The sequence below is a fragment of the Bacillus cytotoxicus NVH 391-98 genome, assembly GCF_000017425.1.
Lineage (GTDB): Bacteria > Bacillota > Bacilli > Bacillales > Bacillaceae_G > Bacillus_A > Bacillus_A cytotoxicus.
This window is the reverse complement of record NC_009674.1, coordinates 584,357-605,118: the sequence shown is the minus strand read 5'-3', so window position 1 is coordinate 605,118 and position 20,762 is coordinate 584,357. Positions and strand designations below refer to the sequence as shown.

At 35.0% G+C, this 20,762-nt stretch carries 15 protein-coding genes and 2 pseudogenes; 5 read left to right on the top strand and 12 right to left on the bottom strand.

From position 1 onward, the window contains the following. Nucleotides 1–808: 808 nt before the first annotated feature. Nucleotides 809–2,428 (top strand): L-lactate permease, encoded by a 1,620-nt coding sequence (locus tag BCER98_RS03005; protein ID WP_011983635.1) that lies wholly within the window; start codon nt 809–811, stop codon nt 2,426–2,428. Nucleotides 2,429–2,516: 88 nt separating this feature from the next. Here the strand turns inward: BCER98_RS03005 and aspA are convergent, their stop codons facing one another. The 3 genes and pseudogenes from aspA to BCER98_RS20555 all read right to left on the bottom strand — a co-directional run bounded on the left by aspA (nt 2,517) and on the right by BCER98_RS20555 (nt 5,990). Then, a complete protein-coding gene (gene aspA, locus BCER98_RS03000) occupies nt 2,517–3,950 on the bottom strand; it encodes an aspartate ammonia-lyase (RefSeq protein WP_011983634.1) in 1,434 nt (477 codons plus the stop codon). 222 nt (nt 3,951–4,172) lie between these two features. Continuing rightward, entirely contained in the window at nt 4,173–5,498 is a 1,326-nt protein-coding gene (locus BCER98_RS02995) for a hemolysin family protein (RefSeq protein WP_011983633.1), read from the bottom strand. Between the two features lie 119 nt (nt 5,499–5,617). Further along, nucleotides 5,618–5,990 (bottom strand): annotated as a pseudogene (locus BCER98_RS20555) (VOC family protein). A 284-nt stretch (nt 5,991–6,274) separates the two neighbouring features. On the opposite strand from BCER98_RS20555, the gene BCER98_RS02990 reads away from it, so the two are divergent. After that, a complete protein-coding gene (locus BCER98_RS02990; RefSeq protein ID WP_011983632.1) occupies nt 6,275–7,288 on the top strand; it encodes an LCP family protein in 1,014 nt (337 codons plus the stop codon). Between the two features lie 242 nt (nt 7,289–7,530). Further along, nucleotides 7,531–8,784 (top strand): VanW family protein, encoded by a 1,254-nt coding sequence (locus BCER98_RS02985; protein WP_011983631.1) that lies wholly within the window; start codon nt 7,531–7,533, stop codon nt 8,782–8,784. 4 nt (nt 8,785–8,788) lie between these two features. On the opposite strand, the gene BCER98_RS02980 is transcribed toward BCER98_RS02985, so the two are convergent. The 5 genes and pseudogenes from BCER98_RS02980 to BCER98_RS02960 form a co-directional block, all read right to left on the bottom strand. Beyond that, nucleotides 8,789–9,061, bottom strand: a complete 273-nt coding sequence (locus BCER98_RS02980) for a hypothetical protein (protein WP_011983630.1) — start codon at nt 9,059–9,061, stop codon at nt 8,789–8,791. 15 nt (nt 9,062–9,076) lie between these two features. Then, nucleotides 9,077–9,595 carry an RNase A-like domain-containing lipoprotein gene (locus BCER98_RS02975; RefSeq protein ID WP_011983629.1) on the bottom strand — a complete coding sequence of 173 codons (519 nt, stop codon included), beginning with the start codon at nt 9,593–9,595 and terminating at the stop codon, nt 9,077–9,079. 100 nt (nt 9,596–9,695) lie between these two features. Further along, nucleotides 9,696–9,899, bottom strand: a complete 204-nt coding sequence (gene copZ, locus BCER98_RS02970) for a copper chaperone CopZ (RefSeq protein WP_011983628.1) — start codon at nt 9,897–9,899, stop codon at nt 9,696–9,698. A gap of 64 nt (nt 9,900–9,963) precedes the next feature. Continuing rightward, nucleotides 9,964–12,354 carry a heavy metal translocating P-type ATPase gene (locus BCER98_RS02965; RefSeq protein ID WP_011983627.1) on the bottom strand — a complete coding sequence of 797 codons (2,391 nt, stop codon included), beginning with the start codon at nt 12,352–12,354 and terminating at the stop codon, nt 9,964–9,966. A 16-nt stretch (nt 12,355–12,370) separates the two neighbouring features. After that, nucleotides 12,371–12,648: pseudogene (locus BCER98_RS02960) on the bottom strand (metal-sensing transcriptional repressor). A gap of 177 nt (nt 12,649–12,825) precedes the next feature. Here BCER98_RS02960 and BCER98_RS02955 point away from each other — a divergent pair. Continuing rightward, nucleotides 12,826–13,374 carry a TVP38/TMEM64 family protein gene (locus BCER98_RS02955; protein WP_011983625.1) on the top strand — a complete coding sequence of 183 codons (549 nt, stop codon included), beginning with the start codon at nt 12,826–12,828 and terminating at the stop codon, nt 13,372–13,374. Nucleotides 13,375–13,405: 31 nt separating this feature from the next. Here BCER98_RS02955 and BCER98_RS02950 read toward each other — a convergent pair whose 3' ends face one another. From BCER98_RS02950 to BCER98_RS02945, 3 genes are all read right to left on the bottom strand, one after another. Then, entirely contained in the window at nt 13,406–15,103 is a 1,698-nt protein-coding gene (locus tag BCER98_RS02950) for a M4 family metallopeptidase (RefSeq protein WP_011983624.1), read from the bottom strand. Between the two features lie 175 nt (nt 15,104–15,278). Further along, nucleotides 15,279–15,407: an NprX family peptide pheromone gene (locus BCER98_RS22065; protein WP_140388385.1), complete on the bottom strand. Its 129-nt coding sequence runs from the start codon at nt 15,405–15,407 to the stop codon at nt 15,279–15,281. Between the two features lies 1 nt (nt 15,408). Then, a complete protein-coding gene (locus BCER98_RS02945) occupies nt 15,409–16,689 on the bottom strand; it encodes a helix-turn-helix domain-containing protein (RefSeq protein WP_011983623.1) in 1,281 nt (426 codons plus the stop codon). A gap of 208 nt (nt 16,690–16,897) precedes the next feature. On the opposite strand from BCER98_RS02945, the gene BCER98_RS02940 reads away from it, so the two are divergent. Beyond that, nucleotides 16,898–18,361, top strand: a complete 1,464-nt coding sequence (locus tag BCER98_RS02940) for a nicotinate phosphoribosyltransferase (protein WP_011983622.1) — start codon at nt 16,898–16,900, stop codon at nt 18,359–18,361. Nucleotides 18,362–18,393: 32 nt separating this feature from the next. Here BCER98_RS02940 and BCER98_RS02935 read toward each other — a convergent pair whose 3' ends face one another. Beyond that, nucleotides 18,394–20,751: a heavy metal translocating P-type ATPase gene (locus BCER98_RS02935; protein ID WP_011983621.1), complete on the bottom strand. Its 2,358-nt coding sequence runs from the start codon at nt 20,749–20,751 to the stop codon at nt 18,394–18,396. Nucleotides 20,752–20,762 lie beyond the last annotated feature (11 nt).

Genomic DNA, 20,762 nt, shown 5'->3' with positions numbered 1-20,762 from the left:
TTATTTGCCCCTTAGTAATCAGTTTGTTACGATAGAAAGAGTGAATTTTTGGTAAAAGAGCTGATTTCTAATAAAAAATGAATGATTGTCGCTGTACTTAGTATTGCACTTGTTTGGACGATTATCCATAATCTTATACCAATGGAACAAAATTCTCATTTACAAACAGTAGATGGGGATGAAATATCCTTGTCCGACTATAAAGGAAAAAAGTGATCTTGAATTTTGGAGCAAGCTGTGTGGGCCATGTAAAATCAAAACACCTAATATAGGAAAATTCTACTAATACTCAAAAATAGATGAAATTGAAATAGTTGCTGTAAACGCAAATCCTTTTGAAAAAGCCCCTAACTATGTAAAACAATTTCTTTAAGAGAATGATTTACTTTTCCTGTTTGACTTGATACAAAAGGACAAGCGAATACAACTTATCAAATTGCTAGTATTCCACCCTCCTTTATTCTAGCCAAAAAGGTATCATTCATTTTAAACATGTTGGACCTATGACATACGAAAAGATGAAGGAATATATGGAAAGGTGATCATTTTAAACTGTCTATTTTTCTTTTCTATTATTTATGAATAAAATATTGATAGAGTGCTCAAAATATATGAGCACTCATTTTGTCAGATTTATGAACAAAATGTAAGGTTTTGTTCATAAATAACACTATTGTGGAATAATTATACTTTTTCACGTTGACAATAGTGTTGAACAGGATTATACTTAACAATGTAATTTGATTGTGAATTATTTCACAAATAATGTGAATAACTTCACATAATATAGATAGGAGTTGTTATTCTCATGAATACTTGGACACAAATTTATGATCCACTAAACAACATTTGGCTTTCTGCACTAATAGCAGCTTTACCAATTTTTTGTTTCATCATTTGTTTAACGGGATTCAAAATGAAAGGTTATATCTCTGGTCTTTACAGTGTAATTGTTGCTGTTATTATTGCCATCTTTGTGTATAAAATGCCCACAACTGCAGCTGTGGCATCAGCAGGATTCGGTATTTTATCTGGATTTTATCCAATTTGTACAATTGTTATCGCAGCAATTTTCCTTTACAAAATAACTGTAAAAACTGAACAATTTAATGTTATTCGTGATAGTATTTCAAGTATCACAAGTGATCAACGCTTACAGGTATTATTAATCGCTTATTCTTTCGGTGCTTTCTTAGAAGGTGCAGCTGGATTTGGAGTTCCGGTTGCTATTACAGCTGCATTACTTGTTGGTATGGGCTTCAATCCATTAAAAGCAGCAGGTATTTGTTTAGTAGCTAACATCGCTGGTGGCGCAATGGGAGCAATGGGTATTCCAGTTACAGTACCAGCACAATTAACTCAACTTGATGCATTAACTGTCGGTCGTCACACTGTTACGATTCTACCATTTATTAGTATTATTTTACCGTTCTTACTTGTTGCAATGGTTGATGGTTTTAAGGGCATTAAAGAAACATGGCAAGGTATTCTTGTTAGCGGTGTTTCATTTGCCATTACTCAATTTACTGTAACATATTTCTTAGGCGCTGAACTTACTGATATTTTCGCAGCAGTTGTAAGTATGGTTGCTCTTACATTATTTTTACGAGTTTGGCAGCCAAAATCTTCTGCTAAAGAAGAAAAACAAGAAGAGAAACAATCTCATACATTCAATCAAATTTTATATGCTTGGTCTCCATTTGTATTCTTAACTGCATTTGTAACAATTTTTAATTTAAAACCAATTAAAGCTTTATTCGCTCCAAAAGGTGCACTTGAGAGCTTAGTATTCAATATTCAATTCCCTGGTCTTCATAATCAAGTTATAAAAACTGCACCGATCACAAAAGCAGATACACCTTTTGCAGGTATTTTTAAACTAGATGTATTCTCATCTACAACTACTGCCATTGTATTAGCGATTATTGTTTCACTTATCCTATATCGTGTAAATGGCAAAATGATTAAAGAACTTATAATTGAAACACTTAAAGAATTAAAAGCTCCAGTTTATACAATTTGTAGCGTTATCGCTTTAGCTTATGTTGAGAATTACTCTGGGATGTCATCTACACTTGGATTAGCATTCTCTTCTACTGGAAATGTATTCCCAATTCTTTCTCCAATCTTAGGATGGATTGGCGTATTCATTACAGGTTCAGTTGTGTCAAGTGGTTCATTATTCGCACCACTTCAAGCAGTAACTGCAGCTCAGTTGGATATTGTACCATCTACACTTGTTGCGTTAAATGTAGTCGGTGGAACAATGGCAAAAATGGTTTCGCCACAATCTGTAGCAGTTGCTTGTGCAGCAGTTGGATTAGTTGGTAAAGAGTCTGCACTATTTAAAGTAGCAATGAAATATAGCTTAATCTTCTTAGCTATCATTAGCTTACTTCAACTTAACTCCATATTCCATATTTTTTAACATAAAAGGCTGATGACTCGTTCATCAGCCTTTTATGTCTCGTTGTTATATTATCTTTTGCTAAATAAAAAATCTTGATACGAACGTATCAAGATTTTTTATTTTTAAGTAATGATGCTCCGGCTATTTCAGGATGTGTCATTTCATATGGATCCAAAATAATATCCAGTTCTTCTTCTGTTAAAACACCATGTTCTAGGCAAAGTTCTCGAACTGATTTTCCTGTTGCGATTGCTTCACGAGCAATGCGAGAAGCAGCTTCATATCCAATATGAGGATTGACTGCTGTAATAATCCCAACACTTCGTTCCACATATTCTTTCAATAGTTCTTCATTCGCCGTAATACCTTCAATGCAATATTCACGGAATACACGAAATGCATTATTCATAATACTAATAGATTGGATTAAATTAAATACGAGAACTGGCTCCATTACATTTAATTCTAATTGCCCTGCTTCAGATGCTAAACAAATCGTATGGTCGTTCCCAATCACTTGGAAGGCAACTTGATTAATCACTTCAGCCATAACCGGATTAACTTTCCCAGGCATAATAGATGAACCTGGCTGACGAGCTGGCAATTGAATCTCTGCTAATCCAACTCTTGGACCAGAAGCCATAATACGTAAGTCATTTGCAATCTTAGACATATTCATCATACATACTTTAAGCGCTGCGGATACTTCTGTATATGCATCCGTATTTTGCGTTGCATCTACTAAATGCTCCGCTCCTACAAGTGGAAAACCACTTAATTCTCGTAAATGCTTTACAACTTGTTCAATATACATTGGATTTGCATTTAATCCTGTGCCAACAGCTGTTGCGCCCATATTAACTTCATATAAATGCTGACGAGATTGTTTAATTCTTTTTATATCACGTTCTAATACACGACTATATGCGCTAAATTCTTGTCCAAGTCGAATAGGAACAGCATCTTGTAAGTGCGTACGTCCCATTTTAATGACATGATCAAATTCTTTCGCTTTCTTTATAAATGCACGATGAAGCTCTTCCATCGTAATAAGAAGCTCCTCTAACATCATTAAAGTTGCAATATGAATTCCTGTTGGAAATGCATCATTTGTGGATTGTGCCATATTGACATGTGTATTCGGACTAATTTTTGCATAATCCCCTTTTTCATATCCCATCCGTTCTAATGCACGATTTGCAATTACTTCATTCGCATTCATGTTAATGGAAGTTCCAGCCCCACCTTGAATAGGATCGACAATAAATTGATCATGAAGTTTACCATCCATAATTTCCTGAGCTGCTGCTGCAATTTCCTTACCAATGTTCTCTGGTAAATAACCTGTTTCCACATTGGCAAGCGCTGCCGCTTTCTTTACAATCGCCATTGCAGTGATGAGTGAATCATGTATACGATATCCTGTAATTGGAAAGTTTTCCACAGCACGTAAAGTTTGGACTCCATAATAAGCTTCATTTGGTACTTCTTTCTCACCTAAGAAATCTTTTTCTATCCGTATGTCTTTTGTCGCTATCATATTTATCACCTATGCTTTTCGTTGTATATCTTTAAAGTTTTAGCATTGTTTCTATGAAAACATCATTTTCATAGAAACATTTCCATCTCCATCCACTATATAGCACCTTCTTTGAAAGCGCAAACATTATGTTTTTTATCCCGCTATTTTAGGGCAGCCCGATTGGTGAGGGCTCATAATCAGTAGGGGATGAAGCCCCCACTGATTAAAGTTTCACTTTATCTAATCCTTCCTCTCCTTAAACGCCCCTTTTTCTTCTTTTCTCATAATTTCTACTCGTTTTATTTGATGCATGTCTTTTTCCAGGACTTTGAATACTAATCCATTTGTTTCAATATAATCCCCTTCTGTAATCGTTTGTTTCTGCATCATAATCCAGCCACCGATTGTATCGACATCATTCGCTAATAGCTGTAGTCCAAATAAATCATTTACTTCGCTAATACGTACTTTTCCATCTACAATTTTCCATGTTTCACTTATGTGCTCTATTGGTGGATATTCATCCTCATCATACTCATCTCGAATTTCCCCAACAATTTCCTCTAGAATGTCTTCAAGAGTTACAATACCAGCCGTCCCGCCATACTCATCATATAAAACAGCCATTGGAATTCTTCGCTTTTGCATCTGTAACAACAAATCGTGAATCGGAATGTTTTCTAACACTTCAATGACAGGTCTTGTATACGGCGTAATAGAACATTCTTCCTCTCGTCCTCCATCCATATAGCGAATGAATAAATCTTTTACATTCACCATCCCAATAATTTCATCTTTATCTTCTCCAAATACGGGATATCTTGTATATTTTTCCTGTCTAATAATTTGAATATGCGTCTCAAATGGTTCATCTTCATATAATCCTACAATTTCCGTACGGGGAACCATAATCTCTTTCGCTAATCGATTGTCAAATTCAAAAATGTTATTTACATACTTAAATTCTGCTTGATTAATCTCCCCTCGCTCATAACTTTCCGATAAAATGAGACGCAATTCTTCCTCTGAATGTACCACATCATGTTCAGAAGCAGGTTGAAGTCCAAATATTCCTGTCACAAAGCGTGAAGACCCATTTAAAGCCCAAATAAAGGGGTACATAATCCGATAGAAATAAATAAGAGGCTGTGACAGTAACAAGCTAACTTTTTCTGCTTTTTGAATCGCAAACGTTTTTGGAGCCAGCTCTCCAGCAACGACGTGCAGAAATGTGATGACTGCAAATGCAATAATAAATGATACTGTACTTGCAGCTACTGATGAAATATTCATTCTCAAAAATAATGGCTCTAACATATGTTTAACTGTCGGTTCACCTAACCACCCTAATCCTAAAGCTGTAATTGTAATTCCAAGCTGACAAGCGGATAAGTATTCATCTAAATTCGAAGTGACTTTCTTCGCCGCTAATGCCCCTCGTCTTTTTTCGATTACAAGTTGATCGATACGACTACTTCTCACCTTTATAATAGCAAATTCAACGGCAACAAAAAAGGCTGTTAAAGCAATTAAAATAGCAACCATAAGTAATTTTAAAATTCCCACCAAAATCCTTTAGCTTTCTCGCTAAAGTTACACCTCCTTTTTAAAAGAAGTTTTCCTTTAGTTTCTTCATTTATTGAAAAGCAAATCTAGATAAAATTCCCCAATTTTCATTCCTCATATCATTCTAATGGAAGTAAATCTGGATTTTGGAAAAACAAAAATTTTTTCCCTGCTATTTCATCGACACATATCGGCTCTGTCTCTACTCCATATCGTTTTAAATGTGCAACCGCTGCTTATATATCCTTTAACAGCAAATATTAAAGGTTTAAGACCTGTTATCTCTGGGAAGCTTGGACGCTTTGGTGGATTTAAAAAAAATCATTTAATTTGCTATTCATTTCCTACACATAAATCGAATTTATAAGAATTCCTATCTTCTCTGTATAATTCATTTATTATTTAAAATCCTAAAATTTTTGTATAAAACTACTTAGATATCCCGAATTTAGAACAAATAATTGCACCGTAGTGAACCCTAGACATGTCCATTTTTCACACGTTCTTCTGGAAATCCATTGTAGAAACTTAACGAAGTTATATCGATATGGCAATAATCCCACTATTTATGATTACAGATTCTTTCTTGTTACAATAATGTATTCCTCATTTTTTGCACACAATAATACAAACGTAAATAGATACCTCATAAATAATCGCGATATCTATTTTTTATACATGTACAATCTCCTCTATTTAGCGTACAATATTTTTTATGTGTCTTATCTATATACGCTACTGAAGAATATATTGATTAATTTAAAGGAGAGCAACAAATGAAATTTGATTTAGAGAAAAATAGTAGAACCTCAAAGCAGCACGCTAAAAAAAGACGTCTACTTTGGTTCATTGTGATTCCATTACTCATCGTTACGCTTGGAAGTGGAAGCTACTTCTTCCATCTATATAGTAAAGCAAAATCTATTGTGAATAATGCTTACTTGGAATTAAACCGAGGCGATAAATCAAATAAGCGAGAAAAAGCCGTAAAACCTATGACAGATAATATTTCTGTTCTTATTATGGGAGTAGATGAGAGCGATATTCGCGAGAAAAATTACGGTAAAGCGACACGTACAGATGCGCTACTACTTGCTACAATTAATAAAAATGACAAGTCAGTCAAGCTTGTTAGTATCCCTCGGGATTCCCGTGTATATATTAAATCACGCCATAAAAAAGATAAAATTACACACGCCCATGTATTTGGTGGTGTTGATAGTACCATTGATACTGTCGAACGTTTTTTAAATGTTCCGGTTGATTACTATGTTAAATTTAACTTTACATCTTTTATCAAAATTGTCGATTCACTTGGTGGTATTACTGTGGACGTCCCAGTAGAATTTACAGAACAAAACAGTAAAGATGAAGCAGAAGCAATCCACCTCAAAAAAGGGCGTCAGCATTTAAATGGTGAAGAAGCACTTGCCTTAGCAAGAACTCGACATATTGATAGTGACTATATGCGCGGGCAGCGTCAACAGCTTGTTTTAGAAGCAATTGCTCAAAAAGCATTATCTATCAATTCTATTAACAAACTTGGCAGTTTATTAGATGCCGTTGATCGCGATTTAAAAACGAATTTAACTTTTGATGACATGATGACAATTACAAAGCATTCAATGGGCTCAGATTTAAAAATGGACAAGCTTCAAGTAAAAGGATCAGATAAATATATAGATGGTATTTATTACTATGTCCCTGATGAAAAGAGCGTTCAAAATATATCTGTTACTTTACAAAAACATCTAGAGGTTACGAATAAAAGTGAACATAAAAAATTATAATAAAAAGGCTGCTAGAACTTTTCTATGCAGCCTTTTTATTATAATTATCCTTCCCCATTCTTAATAGATAATAATTCCCAAAAATAGGTTATTATTACATAATTGTAACATTATTTATATAAAGATTACACTTTCATAAGAATAATAGTATACTGGTACATACATAATGCTATTTGCATCATTCTTATGTAAAAAACAGAATACATATCATGTTATCCATTCATTACTAAGGGGGAAAACAAATGAAACTGCACCAATTCCTTATTTGTTCTGCTATTACTGGTGGTATCTTACTTTGTGCAGGTGGAATCAGCGGCTATCAGTACATATCAAAACTAAATAAAGAACTAGATACTACTGCATTACCACATACTACATTTGAAGGGATTCCTCTGGATGGAAAAAATAAGCAAGATATTCAAAAAATTGTGCAACAGAAAGTAGAGGAATTAAATAAAAAATCACTCAACTATGTATTTGAAAACAATACACAAACATACACATGGAAAGATCTCGGTGTAGAATATAAAGAAAAAGATATCGTTGCGAATATTTTTAAAGAACAGCAAGGAAACATTATAGATCGTTATAACATGAGAAAAAAGGCGATACATGGTGAATTAAAACGCGAGTATAAGCTGAAGCCACAGTTAAACTCTACTGCTTATGAAGCCTTTATGGAGGATAAATATAATGAAACTTTAAAGAATCCTGTTAATGCTGAATTAAACATTTCAGGAACTACTGTAAATATTAGCGAAAGCCAGAACGGTGAAAAAATTGATAAAGAGCAATTAGCAATCTTAACAAAACAAGCCATTGCTGCAAATACACAAAACATCAAACTTCCTATTGCTTCTATCAAACCTGAACGTTCTACAGAAGATATACAAAATATGGGGATCAAACAAGTGATTGCAGAATATTCCACGCCTATGACTGGACGAAATGGAAGCCAGTCCTTTAATGTAAATAAATCTGCCAATACATTAAGCGGAGCAATTGTAGCACCAGATGAAACATTTAGTTTCAATGGACGTGTCGGAATTACAGATGCTGCACACGGCTATAAGTCAGCTGCTGTCTATTTACAAGGAAAGGTAGTTCAAAGTGCCGGGGGCGGTGTTTGTCAAGTAAGTAGTACTTTATATGGAGCTGTACTACGTGCAGATTTAGGAGTTGTTGCTCGTAGTAATCATTCTATGCCTGTTCACTATTTACCACTCGGACAAGATGCGGCTGTAGCTGATTACGGCCCTGACTTAAAATTTAAAAATAATACTGGGCATTATATTTATATTCAAGCATTCTCTGATGGTAACCGGATTACGACTCGTATTTTCGGTACGCCAACTGGTAAGAATGTGGAAGTTTCCTCCAAAGTCATCAGCAATACTGGAAATAAAATTACTGCCGTTACATACAAAAAAGTAACAAAAGATGGGCAAGTCATTTCAAATGGTCAAATTTCAAAAAGTGTATATAAAAAGGCGTGATTCATCACGCCTTTTTCGTATGCAACAATTGCATGAAGATCTCCAAATGATTTTTCGTTTCTTCTAAAGACCATATACGATTTCCATACTTGGCAGCTAATACACACCCTTCTTCCCACGCTTCATCCTCACATATATGTAATAGCTCCTCTTGTAAATTTTGAATATTTTCTTGTTCTTCTTGCTCCAAAAACTCTTTCATTGCCTCTGCTATTTCTTCTTCATGCACGCTCAATGTGCAATATGCTTTAAAAAAATATTGAAGTGTTGAATACATATTGCCCCTCCTTTTTTATTTATCTGATGGGTAGGAAGTAACTATTTTAAAACCTAATGATCCTGATTTATCTCTTGCGAGAACTGTAACTGTATTCATAAGTTTATCCTTTACACTCATATTCTTTTTTAATACCGTTTTTCCAACAGGGAATGAATGTTTTGTATGTAAGACAAGACGATTTTCTTTAGAGTTCTTTAACCACTTATCAATTTCCTGCTCATGTTGCTTTATACTATCTTTTACAGCTTTTGTAGCCGTTTCTTTATCATAATATGTACTTGCTGCAGATACTTTATCAGTACGCAAACGTTCCTGTAATTGTTCTTCTGTTTTACCGACATGTCTTTCTATCGTATGACCATTTTTCGGTGGTCCTTCCATTTCGTCTAAAATATTGTCACTCACTTTTTCGATGGATGCTGAGTTGTTTCCTTTTTGTTCTACTTTCTTTTGCTCTTTCCCAGCACATCCACTTAATATAAGAATCATTGCCAGTAAACTACTTAACAATATGTTGCCAAATCGTTTCATTCTATCACCTCTTCCATGATTATTATTGTAACTGCACGAAAAGTCAATTCATAAAAAAAACGTGTAGAATGATAAAATCCACACGTTTTTTTATGAATATCTATACAATATCATAACCTTGTTCTTCAATTGCATCTTTTAACTGCTGAACATTTACTTTCGTTTCATCATATGCAATTTCTACTGTACCTGCCTGTAACTCAACTACTACACGACTTACACCATTTATCTCTTGAAGGGTATTTGTTACAGCTGCTTTACAGTGATTACATGTCATTCCTTTTACATTTAATGTTACAGTCATTTTTATTTCCTCCTTCTATATCCTCTTGTATTTATAAAAATAAGAACTTTAGTTTCCATTCTATTTATATTTTAACACGTTTCAAACGAAGAGCATTTGTTACAACAGACACAGAGCTAAATGCCATCGCCGCACCAGCTACCCAAGGCTCTAACAGACCGCTTGCCGCAATTGGTATACCAATTGCATTATAAAACAGAGCCCAGAATAAATTTTGGCGAATATTTTTCATTGTTTTTGTACTTAGCTCAATTGCTTGCGGGATATGTTTTAAGTTCCCACCGACAAGAGTAACATCTGCTGCTTCGATTGCTACATCTGTTCCTGTTCCAATCGCCATCCCAATATCGGCTTTTGCTAAGGCTGGAGCATCATTCATCCCATCACCAACCATCGCCACTTGTTTCCCGTTATGCTGTAATTCCTCCACAATACGTGCTTTTTTCTCGGGTAACACTTCCGCATACACATGTTCAATTCCTACCTGTTTTGCAATTGCTTCTGCTGTTCGCTGATTGTCACCTGTTACCATGTATACATCGATTCCAGCAGATTTCATCTCATGAATCGCTTCTTTTGAACTTTCTTTAATTGTATCTGCTACAGAAATCATTCCTGCGAATTGATTTTCAATCGCTACAAGCATAACAGTTTTACCATCAGCTTCCTGAGCGGCCATGTGCTCTTCAAACTGACCTATATTCACACCATGCTCATTCATTAATTTTCGCGTTCCAATCACAATGGACTGTGCTTCAATCCTAGCTTCAATACCGTGTCCAGGTGCCGCCCGAAAATCCTCTACAGGTAAGAGTGTAATTCCTTGTTGTTTCCCGTACTCAACAATTGCAGCCGCTAATGGGTGTTCTGAAACATTTTCTGCTGAAGCGGCAAATGCGAGCATATTATCTTGCAAGCTTAATACATCTGTAACTTCTGGTTTTCCCTTTGTAACAGTACCAGTTTTGTCTAGTAACACAGCATTAATTTTATGTGTCGCTTCTAAATATTCTCCGCCTTTAAAAAGTATACCTGCCTCTGCGCCTTTTCCAGTTCCCACCATAATTGATGTTGGCGTAGCAAGACCAAGTGCACAAGGACAAGCAATTACTAATACAGCTATGGCGACTTCTAATGATTGTGGTAAATCATTAGGAGCAATAGCAAAATACCAAACAAGAAAAGCAACTATCGCAATCGCAACTACTATCGGAACGAAAATGCCAGAAATGATATCTGCCATGCGCTGAATTGGTGCTTTTGACCCTTGAGCTTCTTCAACGATTTTAATAATACTTGCAAGGGCAGTATCCTTCCCTATTTTTTCAGCACGCATTGTGAGAATACCATTTTTATTGATTGTCGCTCCTATTACAGCATCACCAACTTGTTTTTCAACCGGGATAGATTCACCTGTAATCATCGCTTCATCAACTGAGGATATACCTGATAATACAATACCATCCACAGGTATTTTCTCACCTGGTTTCACTATAATTGAATCGCCAATCACAACATTTTCTATAGGAATTAATATTTCATTTCCATCACGAATAACCAAGGCATCTTTCGCTTGTAAACTTAGTAATTTTGAAATAGCCTCTGTTGTTCTTCCTTTTGCAAGCGCCTCGAAATACTTACCAACAAGTATTAGTGTAATTAGCACCGCACTTGTTTCAAAGTAAAGCTGAGGTAAATAAGATGGTTCCTGTATTGTTTTGATCCCTTCGTATAAGCTATAAAAATATGCAGCCGATGTACCAAGTACAACAAGTACATCCATATTTGCACTTTTATTTCGCAATGCACGATATGCACCGCTATAAAAGTGTGCACCAATATAAAATTGTACCGGTGTTGCAAATAATAATTGCACCCATGGATTCATTAAAAAATGCGGCATTGGTATTCCCGTTTCAAACGGCAAATGTGCCACCATCGTATAAAGAAGGGGAAGTGACAATAAAATAGAAAGAAACAGTTGTTTTCTTTTCTTTTTTAGTTGCTCTTCTTTTTTCGTCGATCCAACGTCTTCTTGCAGTTTACCTTTATAGCCTAATTTCTTTATTTTATCGAGAATCGCTTCTATTGTAAGAAGACCATCTTTATAGACAATCGTTGCAGTGTTCATAGCTAAATTAACGGTAACTGTTTCAATTCCTTCCATTTTGCCGATTACTTTTTCAATTCGATTTGAACATGCAGCACATGTCATACCTTCAATATCAAAATTTACTTTTTTCGTTCGAACTTCATATCCTAATTTCTTAATACGATTTGTAATTGCTTCTATATTTTGTTCCTCTTCATCATATTGAACCGTCGCTTGTTCCATTGCTACATTCACATTCGCTTCCACACCATCTAGCTTATTTAATACTTTCTCAATCCGCGCGGAACAAGCTGAACATGTCATTCCATCAATACCAATTGTTATTTGTTTTGTTTTCCCCATACAGTTCGTCTCCTTTCTATTTCGAGAACTGTTTGTTGACTCTCATTAAAACTCTTTTATAAATACATCCCCATTTCCTTCTTGAACAGCTTTTTTATACAACGATTTGCATAACGTTCTAACAATGAAAAACGAACTTTATTTAACGTTGCTTTGCACTGCAGAAATTTGAATGAATACATCAATACAATAGCGATTATCTTCCATCATCTTTTGAATGCCCCTCACTTGGCCTTCAATTCTTTTTAAACGATTTACAACTTTTTCAATTTCTTCATCTGTTCTAGGTACCATCTTTTCTTGATTCACGCAATGGCCACCAACATACCCCCTCCCCTTATATATTATACCCGTAAGGGGTATAATGTTGCAAATTTTTAAAATAAAAACTATGTATTTTACAACAAATCCACCCTTGCCTATCTTCCTGAAATATGGTGTAATGCTAAAAAAGATAAAGGATCTATCACTATGGACGAACTTATTTACGATACATTAAAAGAGCATGATACCATCGCCATTCCACTTAGTATTCTATTTAATATCGTTATTAGCTTACTTGGACTCATCCCTAGCATATTTTTAACAGCGATTAATATACAATTATTCGGTCTACTAGATGGAACAATGATTTCAATCACAGGAGAAGCTTTAGGTGCAATTGTTTCATTTTATCTTTATCGTTTAGGATTACAAAAATTTACACACGATAAAATAAATGCTTATCCAAAGATAAAGCGGCTCCTTTACGTAAAAGGGAAAGAAGCATTTTTTCTTGTCTTATCATTTCGACTCGTTCCATTTATTCCATCAAGCATCATCACATTATTTGCTGCATTAGGAAAAATATCATTATTATCCTTCAGCATTGCAAGTACAATCGGAAAAATACCAGCATTGCTCATTGAAGTATATTCTGCATATCATGTTATGAATGGAACGAATGAAGCAAAATGGATTATAACAATTGCTAGTTGCATCGGAATCATATATATATGGAGGAAATGGAAGAAAAAATAAAAAGGAGCATATCGCTCCTTTTTATTTTTTCTTATTTTACTCCAACTGCGTCATATGATTGTTTTACCGCTGTTACCTCTGCAGAATTTGCGCCGTATAAATCAGCTGCTGCTTGTACTAAACCAGCACGAGCTTGACTAAATGTAGTCGATTGCGTGAAATATTGCGTATTTGCACGATAGTAAATTGCTCCTACTTTATCCTTGCCAATACCATTCACTGTCACTCCATAATGTGTGCCACCATTTGCTAATAAATAAGCCGCTTTGTTAATAATTCCGCTGTTTGTATGAACTCCACCATTATCACCAGAACCAGTGTAGCGTTTCGAATAATGATCTGGATCACCATACTTTGTCGGATCACTCATAGAGCGAAGTGCATCTCCGGCTTTTCCAGGTGTATAAATATCTTCTCCAATTTCCCAATCTGGATTACGATTATCATAGTATTCTACCAATGTACCAAAAATATCAGAAATCGCTTCGTTTAATGCACCCGACTCATATTGATAGATTAAATTCGAACTATATTCTGTCACAGCATGTGTCAATTCATGCCCAATTACATCAATTCCACCAGATAACGAAGTAAATGTTACTCCATCACCATCTCCATATACCATTTGCGAACCATTCCAGAAAGCATTATTATAATTACTTCCATAATGAACTGTTGATTTTAGCGCAGCTCCTGCATCGTTAATAGAATTTCGATTAAACGTATTTTTATAGTAATCATATGTGACGCCCGCATAATAATGAGCATCTACTGCTGCTGCATCATACTTTGCATGAAATGCATTATCAACATCTGCCCATAACGTTCCTGGTAAAGAAGAACGATTTTTCGCATCATATGTGAAAATTTGCGCCCCTCTCGTATTATCTTGTAAATAATACGTAGATCCAGATAATGTCGTATTTATTGATTTTTTATCTCCTAATACACCTGTACCTGTCCCAACTGCATTCGTTCCCGTTACAGGTTTGATAGCTCCTTTTTCTTGTTTTGTAAACTCTTGATTAACCGGTACTTTACTTTCTTCAGTTACATGATCTAATGTATTGTATTTATTTAATACTTTACCGCTTTCTGCTTCAATAAAATAATAATAGTTTCCTGGTTGCGGATCTAAGAAATTTAAATTTACAACATAGGCATACGTTGTTTCATCGCCATTTTGATAGACATGTAAATGAGCTTTGGGCTCTACTTCATATTTTGGTTTTAACCCTAAGTCTTGTTCAGCAATGGCAATTGCTTTTTTCTCCTCAATCTTATTCGTATTTCTTAATTTCTCTTTTTTATCTAAATCTGGTACAACCGTTCCAGACAACACCTTCAATGAGCCATCTTTACTTACGTGAGCCACTTGAGTAGACCCCCATACAGGTGTCCCTTCAAATACTTGTTGCATACGTACGACTGTCGAATCTGTTACCGAATCCTTTTTCACTTCTTTAATTTTAAAAGAATCTTCGGCATTTTTATTTCCTAACTTATAGTCCCCTTTGGCCGCATTTAAATAATCAAACACGACAGATTCTGCTTTCTTTCCAGTCGCTCCAGTCAAATCACCTGCTACAAACTCTGGCGATTTAACGGCTTCATTGTACTTTTTCGTAGAGAGCACATTCTTTGAATCTGCAAACGCAGAGCTCGTCCCTCCAAATGTCGTCACAGCCATCCCTGCTGCTAATACAAAAGCTAAACTCTTCTTTTTCATTCAACCTTCCCCCTAAATAAAAATTTTTAAAAAGAGTAGCTTTATATTATCATTAAGTTTTCGCTATGAATATACAAAAAAATCAAATAATTACTTTCTCAAGTTTTGTAGAATTTTGGAGAACAAATGTTGAGAAAGGCCCTTTTTCGTTTGAAAAGAGCCTTTCTCAATGGTATTATAAATTTACTTTTTCTACTATATTTCCTTCTCCAATGGACATATCTGGCCTCCAACCATATTGAGGTTCTAGTACCGCAATCAACAATGCTGCCAATACAATTCCACCAAAAATCACCTTTTTCATATTATTTTCCTCCTTCTTCTTCTAATAATTTCACAGCTAATTTATAATAATGACTACTTTCTTGGAATTCTGATAATTCTTCGAAACATTCAGCTAGTTCTAAGTAAACCTTTTTTAAATCTTTCGTATTTTCTTCTGCTTTAAAAAAAGGAATGGCCTCTGCTTCTAAAAATCTTTTGTACGCTTCTTTTTTTTCAAAGTATTTATATTGAAGTATTAATAATAAATACAGCATTCCCTTGTATCTTTCATCTTTTTTCGCGACAATTATGCCTTTATCAATCCATTCTCTTGCCTCTTCAAACTCTTGTAATTGAACACATTGTAAGGAAATTTCATATACAGCATCAATATAATTAAGGTCTTCTTCTTTTTTTTCTTTTTTATACTGTAAGCACTGCAAATAATATTCTTTTGCTTTTTTATACTCTTTTTTATGATAATATAAATAGCCCAGATTATTTAATACTATTGAAGTAATAACGTCTTTATCCGCAAAAGAAATTGCTTCTCTTGAAATATTATTATACATTTCTAAAGCTTCATCATATTGTTTTTTTCGAATGTAACTAAAAGCAATAATCAATTGACAATTAATCACGTTTCGGAATTTGTATTCGCTTCGAAATCCTTCTAATGCAATATTAGCAAAATATATAGCCATATAATCAAGTTCTAAATAACTATATACAAGTGCCAAGTTATAATAAATACCTGTCTCATAATATCCTTGTTCTTTTGCCATTAACTCTGTCTGAACTAAACACTCAAGTGAATCCTTATATCTATGCTTCATAAAGTACATTAAAGCCCTACTATACGTATATAGCAACTTCTGAAACGGAGAATACTTCTTATACACCTTCTTCAATTCCTCCAGCTCTTCTTCCAGTGCTGGAAGATCTCGTTTCATGATTAAATAACGTGTATAAAGTAATTTATAATAGTTGATGATTTCAAAATCTAAAACTTGATTCATTTCTTCTTGCAATTCTTTATAAATCCGTTCAACTTGTGGTTTATCTAAATGAACTAATGCATTTAACCACTCATCCAATTTGTCTTTCACTTCTTCTTCTACATCTCGTAAATCTGAAACGGCAATCTCTAACCTTGTGCAGAGTAGCTGCAAGATTTCCTCCGATGCTTCGATTTTTCCATTTTCAATCTTACTTAAATATGAGACGGAACAAATGCCCTGACATAATTCTTCTTGTGTCATTTTTTGCTGCAGTCGTTTATAAAAAACTTGTTTGCCGATTTTCTCTAATGTTTGTTGCACTGTCCTCCTCCATTCTCATTTACCCTCACTACTTTAATAATACATAAAATTAAGAGAAATATAAATTGATAAATTTAAATTTTTTAAAAAAATTTAATATTCCCTTTTATATTTTCTTCGAATATATAATTAAAATAAAAATCCTTTTTTTGGTACAAAAATAAAAAAATTGGTATACTATAACCAAATTACGGAGGTGTTTTTCGCAATGAATCATTATAAAGACGATAGTTACGCCTTACATACTGATTTATATCAAATCAATATGGTTTATACATATTGGAAAGACGGGATTCACAATCGCCGTTCTGTTTTTGATTTATATTTTCGAAAGCTCCCATTTGAAAATGGCTATGCAGTTTTCGCTGGTCTTGAAAAAATTATAGAGTATATAGAAAATTTCCGTTTCACTGAAAGTGATATTGCATATTTAACTGAATTACAATTTGAAGAGGAATTTCTTCGTTATTTACAAAATATGAAGTTTACAGGGACTATTCGCAGCATGCGAGAAGGTGAAGTTGTTTTTAATAACGAACCTTTATTGCGCGTTGATGCGCCACTTGGCGAGGCACAAATTATTGAAACAGCTTTATTAAATATCGTAAATTATCAAACATTAATCGCAACAAAAGCAGCTCGTATGAAGCATGCTGCTGGTAATGATGAACTATTAGAATTCGGAACACGGCGCGCTCATGAATTTGATGCTGCTCTTTGGGGAACACGCGCAGCTTTTATTGGCGGCTTTTCTTCCACAAGTAACGTTCGTGCTGGCAAACGATTTGGAATTCCTGTAGCAGGTACACATGCCCACTCCTTCGTTCAAGCCTATCGGGATGAATACGTTGCCTTTAAAAAATATGCAGAAACACATAAAAAATGCGTCTTTTTAGTGGATACATATGATACATTAAAGTCTGGTGTACCAAATGCAATTCGAGTTGCCAAAGAGTTTGGAGATCGCATTGATTTCTATGGCATTCGTCTTGACAGCGGGGATATGGCATACTTATCTAAAGAAGCTCGTAAACAGCTTGATGAAGCTGGATTTACGAACACAAAAATTATTGCTTCTAGCGATTTAGATGAATATACAATTATGCATTTAAAATCTCAGGGAGCCAAAATCGACGTCTGGGGGGTTGGAACAAAGCTTATTACTTCTTTTGAACAACCTGCATTAGGAGCCGTCTATAAACTTGTCGCGATCGAAGATAAACAAGGGCTATTAAACGATACCATTAAAATTTCTTCCAATCCAGAAAAGATTACAACACCAGGACTCAAACGAGTTTATCGAATTATCAATCGCATGAACAATCACGCTGAAGGAGACTATATCGCATTAGAATCCGAAGAACCTGGGCAAGAAAAGCGTTTGAAAATGTTCCACCCTGTCCATACGTATATTAGTAAATTTGTAACAAATTTTGAAGCACGCGAACTCCATCACGATATTTTCACAGATGGAAATAGAGTATATGAATTACCTAACATACTAGATATCCAAAAATATACTGCAAACAGCTTAACATTATTTTGGGAAGAATATATGCGAACACTCAATCCTGAAGAATATCCTGTCGATTTAAGTCAAGAATGTTGGAATCATAAAATGAAGTATATTCAAACTGTAAGGGAACAAATTACAAAAAATATCCAAAAGTAAAAAGAGGAGTTTTCTTCACTCCTCTTTTTACTTTATAAATTTTTTACTCTAAGCGCACGCATTGCATTTAATACAGCAATTAATGTAACACCGACATCAGAGAAGACAGCTTCCCACATGGTTGCAATTCCAAATGCCCCGAGTAGTAACACAAGACCTTTTACACCAAGCGCAAAAATAATATTTTGCCACACAACGCTACGCGTACGTTTGGCAATTTTTATAGCCGTTGCGATTTTAGAAGGTTCATCTGTCATAATGACAATGTCTGCCGCTTCAATCGCTGCATCAGATCCTAAACCCCCCATCGCAATCCCAACATCCGCTCTCGCTAATACTGGTGTGTCATTAATACCATCACCAACGAAAGCAACTTTTTCTTTCGACTGTTTTGCCACAGCAATTTTTTCAATTTCTTCTACTTTTTGCTCTGGTAATAGTTCCGCATGTACTTCATCTAATCCAAGCTCTTTTCCAACAGCTTCTCCAATCCGTTTGGCATCACCTGTTAGCATAACTGTTTTCTTAATACCGAGCTCTTTTAATTTCTGAATCGCTTGTTTTGAATCTTCTTTTACTTCATCTGAAATTACAATATACCCAGCATATCTTCCGTCAACAGCAACATGAACAAGTGTCCCTACCGTTTCTGGCTGCTGGAATTCAATATTTTCTTTTTTCATTAATTTTGCGTTACCGGCAAAAATTTCTTTTCCATTTACTTTTACTACTGTACCATGACCAGAAATTTCGTTATAATCCTCAATATTTTTTTCATCAACTGACTTTCTATACGCATTTCGAATGGATTGCGCAATTGGATGATTTGAATATACTTCTGCGAATGCTGCATATTCAAGAAGTTCCTCTTTCGTAGTCGTGCCAGCTGGCTCCATTTTTGTTACTTTAAAAACACCTTTTGTCAATGTTCCTGTTTTGTCAAAAACAATATGTTGTACATCATTTAATGCTTCTAAATAGTTACTTCCTTTCACTAAAATACCACTTTTAGATGCGCCGCCAATGCCACCGAAGAATCCGAGCGGAATGGATACGACTAATGCACATGGACAAGAAATAACAAGAAATACTAACGCACGATAAATCCACTCTGAGAATGTAGCTCCCTCTAAAATAAGAGGTGGAATAAATGCCAATACAGCTGCTGTAATCACGACAACAGGCGTATAGTAGCGAGCAAATTTTGTAATGAAATTTTCTGTTGGTGCTTTACGGCTACTTGCATTTTGTACCAAATCTAAAATTTTAGATACTGTTGATTCCTCAAACTCTTTCGTTACCTCAATGGTTAATACACCATTTTGGTTTACGAAACCGCTTAATACTTCATTCCCAACTTCTACTTCTCGCGGTACAGATTCACCCGTTAATGCTGAAGTATCTACCATTGATGTTCCTTCAATTACTTTCCCATCTAACGGTACTTTCTCACCTGGTTTCACAATAATATAATCACCAATTTGTACGTCTTCTGGTGAGACTTGTTTTGTTTCATTTCCGACTTTAACGTTTGCATATTCAGGACGAATATCCATTAATGAAGTAATTGATTTACGGGAACGATTTACTGCAATACTTTGGAACAATTCACCTACTTGGTAGAAAAGCATAACTGCAACTGCTTCAGGATATTCACCAATCGCAAATGCACCTAACGTTGCTACAGCCATTAAAAAGTTTTCATCAAACACTTGGCCGCGAGCTATATTTCTTACCGCGCGCCACACGATTTCCCCACCAATTAGTAAATATGCGATGATGAAAAGAGAAATACTCATTGCTTGTGGTAGTCCTGCAAGCGCTGCTGCTGTTAATCCCCCACCTATCGCTAAGCGTACAATCATTTTCTTTACATTTCCTTCTCCATGGCTATGATCATGATGATGTTCTTTTTTCCCCTCACGAACAACTTTTACATCTGGCTCTAACTTATGAACAACATGTTCTACATTCGCTACTACTGTTTCTAGTTCTTTTTTATTCGTAACTTCTATTTTTAATTTTTTCGATACGAAATCAACTGTAGCTGTTGAAATACCAGGCATTTCTTTTACATTCGTTTCAATTTTTAATGCGCAATTTGCACAATCTAACCCATTTAATACCAATACTTCTTTTACGCTTTTTTTGTTTTGTTCTTCCCGTACTTTAATGTGCGGTTCTAATTTCGTAACGAGTTGTTTTGCTTCCGTAACAACATGGCCTTCTTTATTTTTCTCTGTCTCTAAAACCATTGTCTTCGTTGCAAAATTGACAGAACAAGACGATACGCCTTCTAAATTTCCAATGCCTTTTTCGATTTTCATAGCGCAATTCGCACAATCCAATCCTTCCAACACAAGTTTTCGTTTCACAAGTGCCTCAGCCATTTTTCTCCCTC

Excerpts from the sequence above, each read along its gene's own strand:
- BCER98_RS03005 (WP_011983635.1), top strand. The coding sequence starts at position 809 with ATGAATACTTGGACACAAATTTATGATCCACTAAACAACATTTGGCTT.
- aspA (WP_011983634.1), bottom strand. The coding sequence starts at position 3,950 with ATGATAGCGACAAAAGACATACGGATAGAAAAAGATTTCTTAGGTGAG.
- BCER98_RS02990 (WP_011983632.1), top strand. The coding sequence starts at position 6,275 with ATGAAATTTGATTTAGAGAAAAATAGTAGAACCTCAAAGCAGCACGCT.
- BCER98_RS02985 (WP_011983631.1), top strand. The coding sequence starts at position 7,531 with ATGAAACTGCACCAATTCCTTATTTGTTCTGCTATTACTGGTGGTATC.
- BCER98_RS02980 (WP_011983630.1), bottom strand. The coding sequence starts at position 9,061 with ATGTATTCAACACTTCAATATTTTTTTAAAGCATATTGCACATTGAGC.
- BCER98_RS02975 (WP_011983629.1), bottom strand. The coding sequence starts at position 9,595 with ATGAAACGATTTGGCAACATATTGTTAAGTAGTTTACTGGCAATGATT.
- copZ (WP_011983628.1), bottom strand. The coding sequence starts at position 9,899 with ATGACTGTAACATTAAATGTAAAAGGAATGACATGTAATCACTGTAAA.
- BCER98_RS02965 (WP_011983627.1), bottom strand. The coding sequence starts at position 12,354 with ATGGGGAAAACAAAACAAATAACAATTGGTATTGATGGAATGACATGT.
- BCER98_RS02955 (WP_011983625.1), top strand. The coding sequence starts at position 12,826 with ATGGACGAACTTATTTACGATACATTAAAAGAGCATGATACCATCGCC.
- BCER98_RS02950 (WP_011983624.1), bottom strand. The coding sequence starts at position 15,103 with ATGAAAAAGAAGAGTTTAGCTTTTGTATTAGCAGCAGGGATGGCTGTG.
- BCER98_RS22065 (WP_140388385.1), bottom strand. The coding sequence starts at position 15,407 with ATGAAAAAGGTGATTTTTGGTGGAATTGTATTGGCAGCATTGTTGATT.
- BCER98_RS02940 (WP_011983622.1), top strand. The coding sequence starts at position 16,898 with ATGAATCATTATAAAGACGATAGTTACGCCTTACATACTGATTTATAT.
- BCER98_RS02935 (WP_011983621.1), bottom strand. The coding sequence starts at position 20,751 with ATGGCTGAGGCACTTGTGAAACGAAAACTTGTGTTGGAAGGATTGGAT.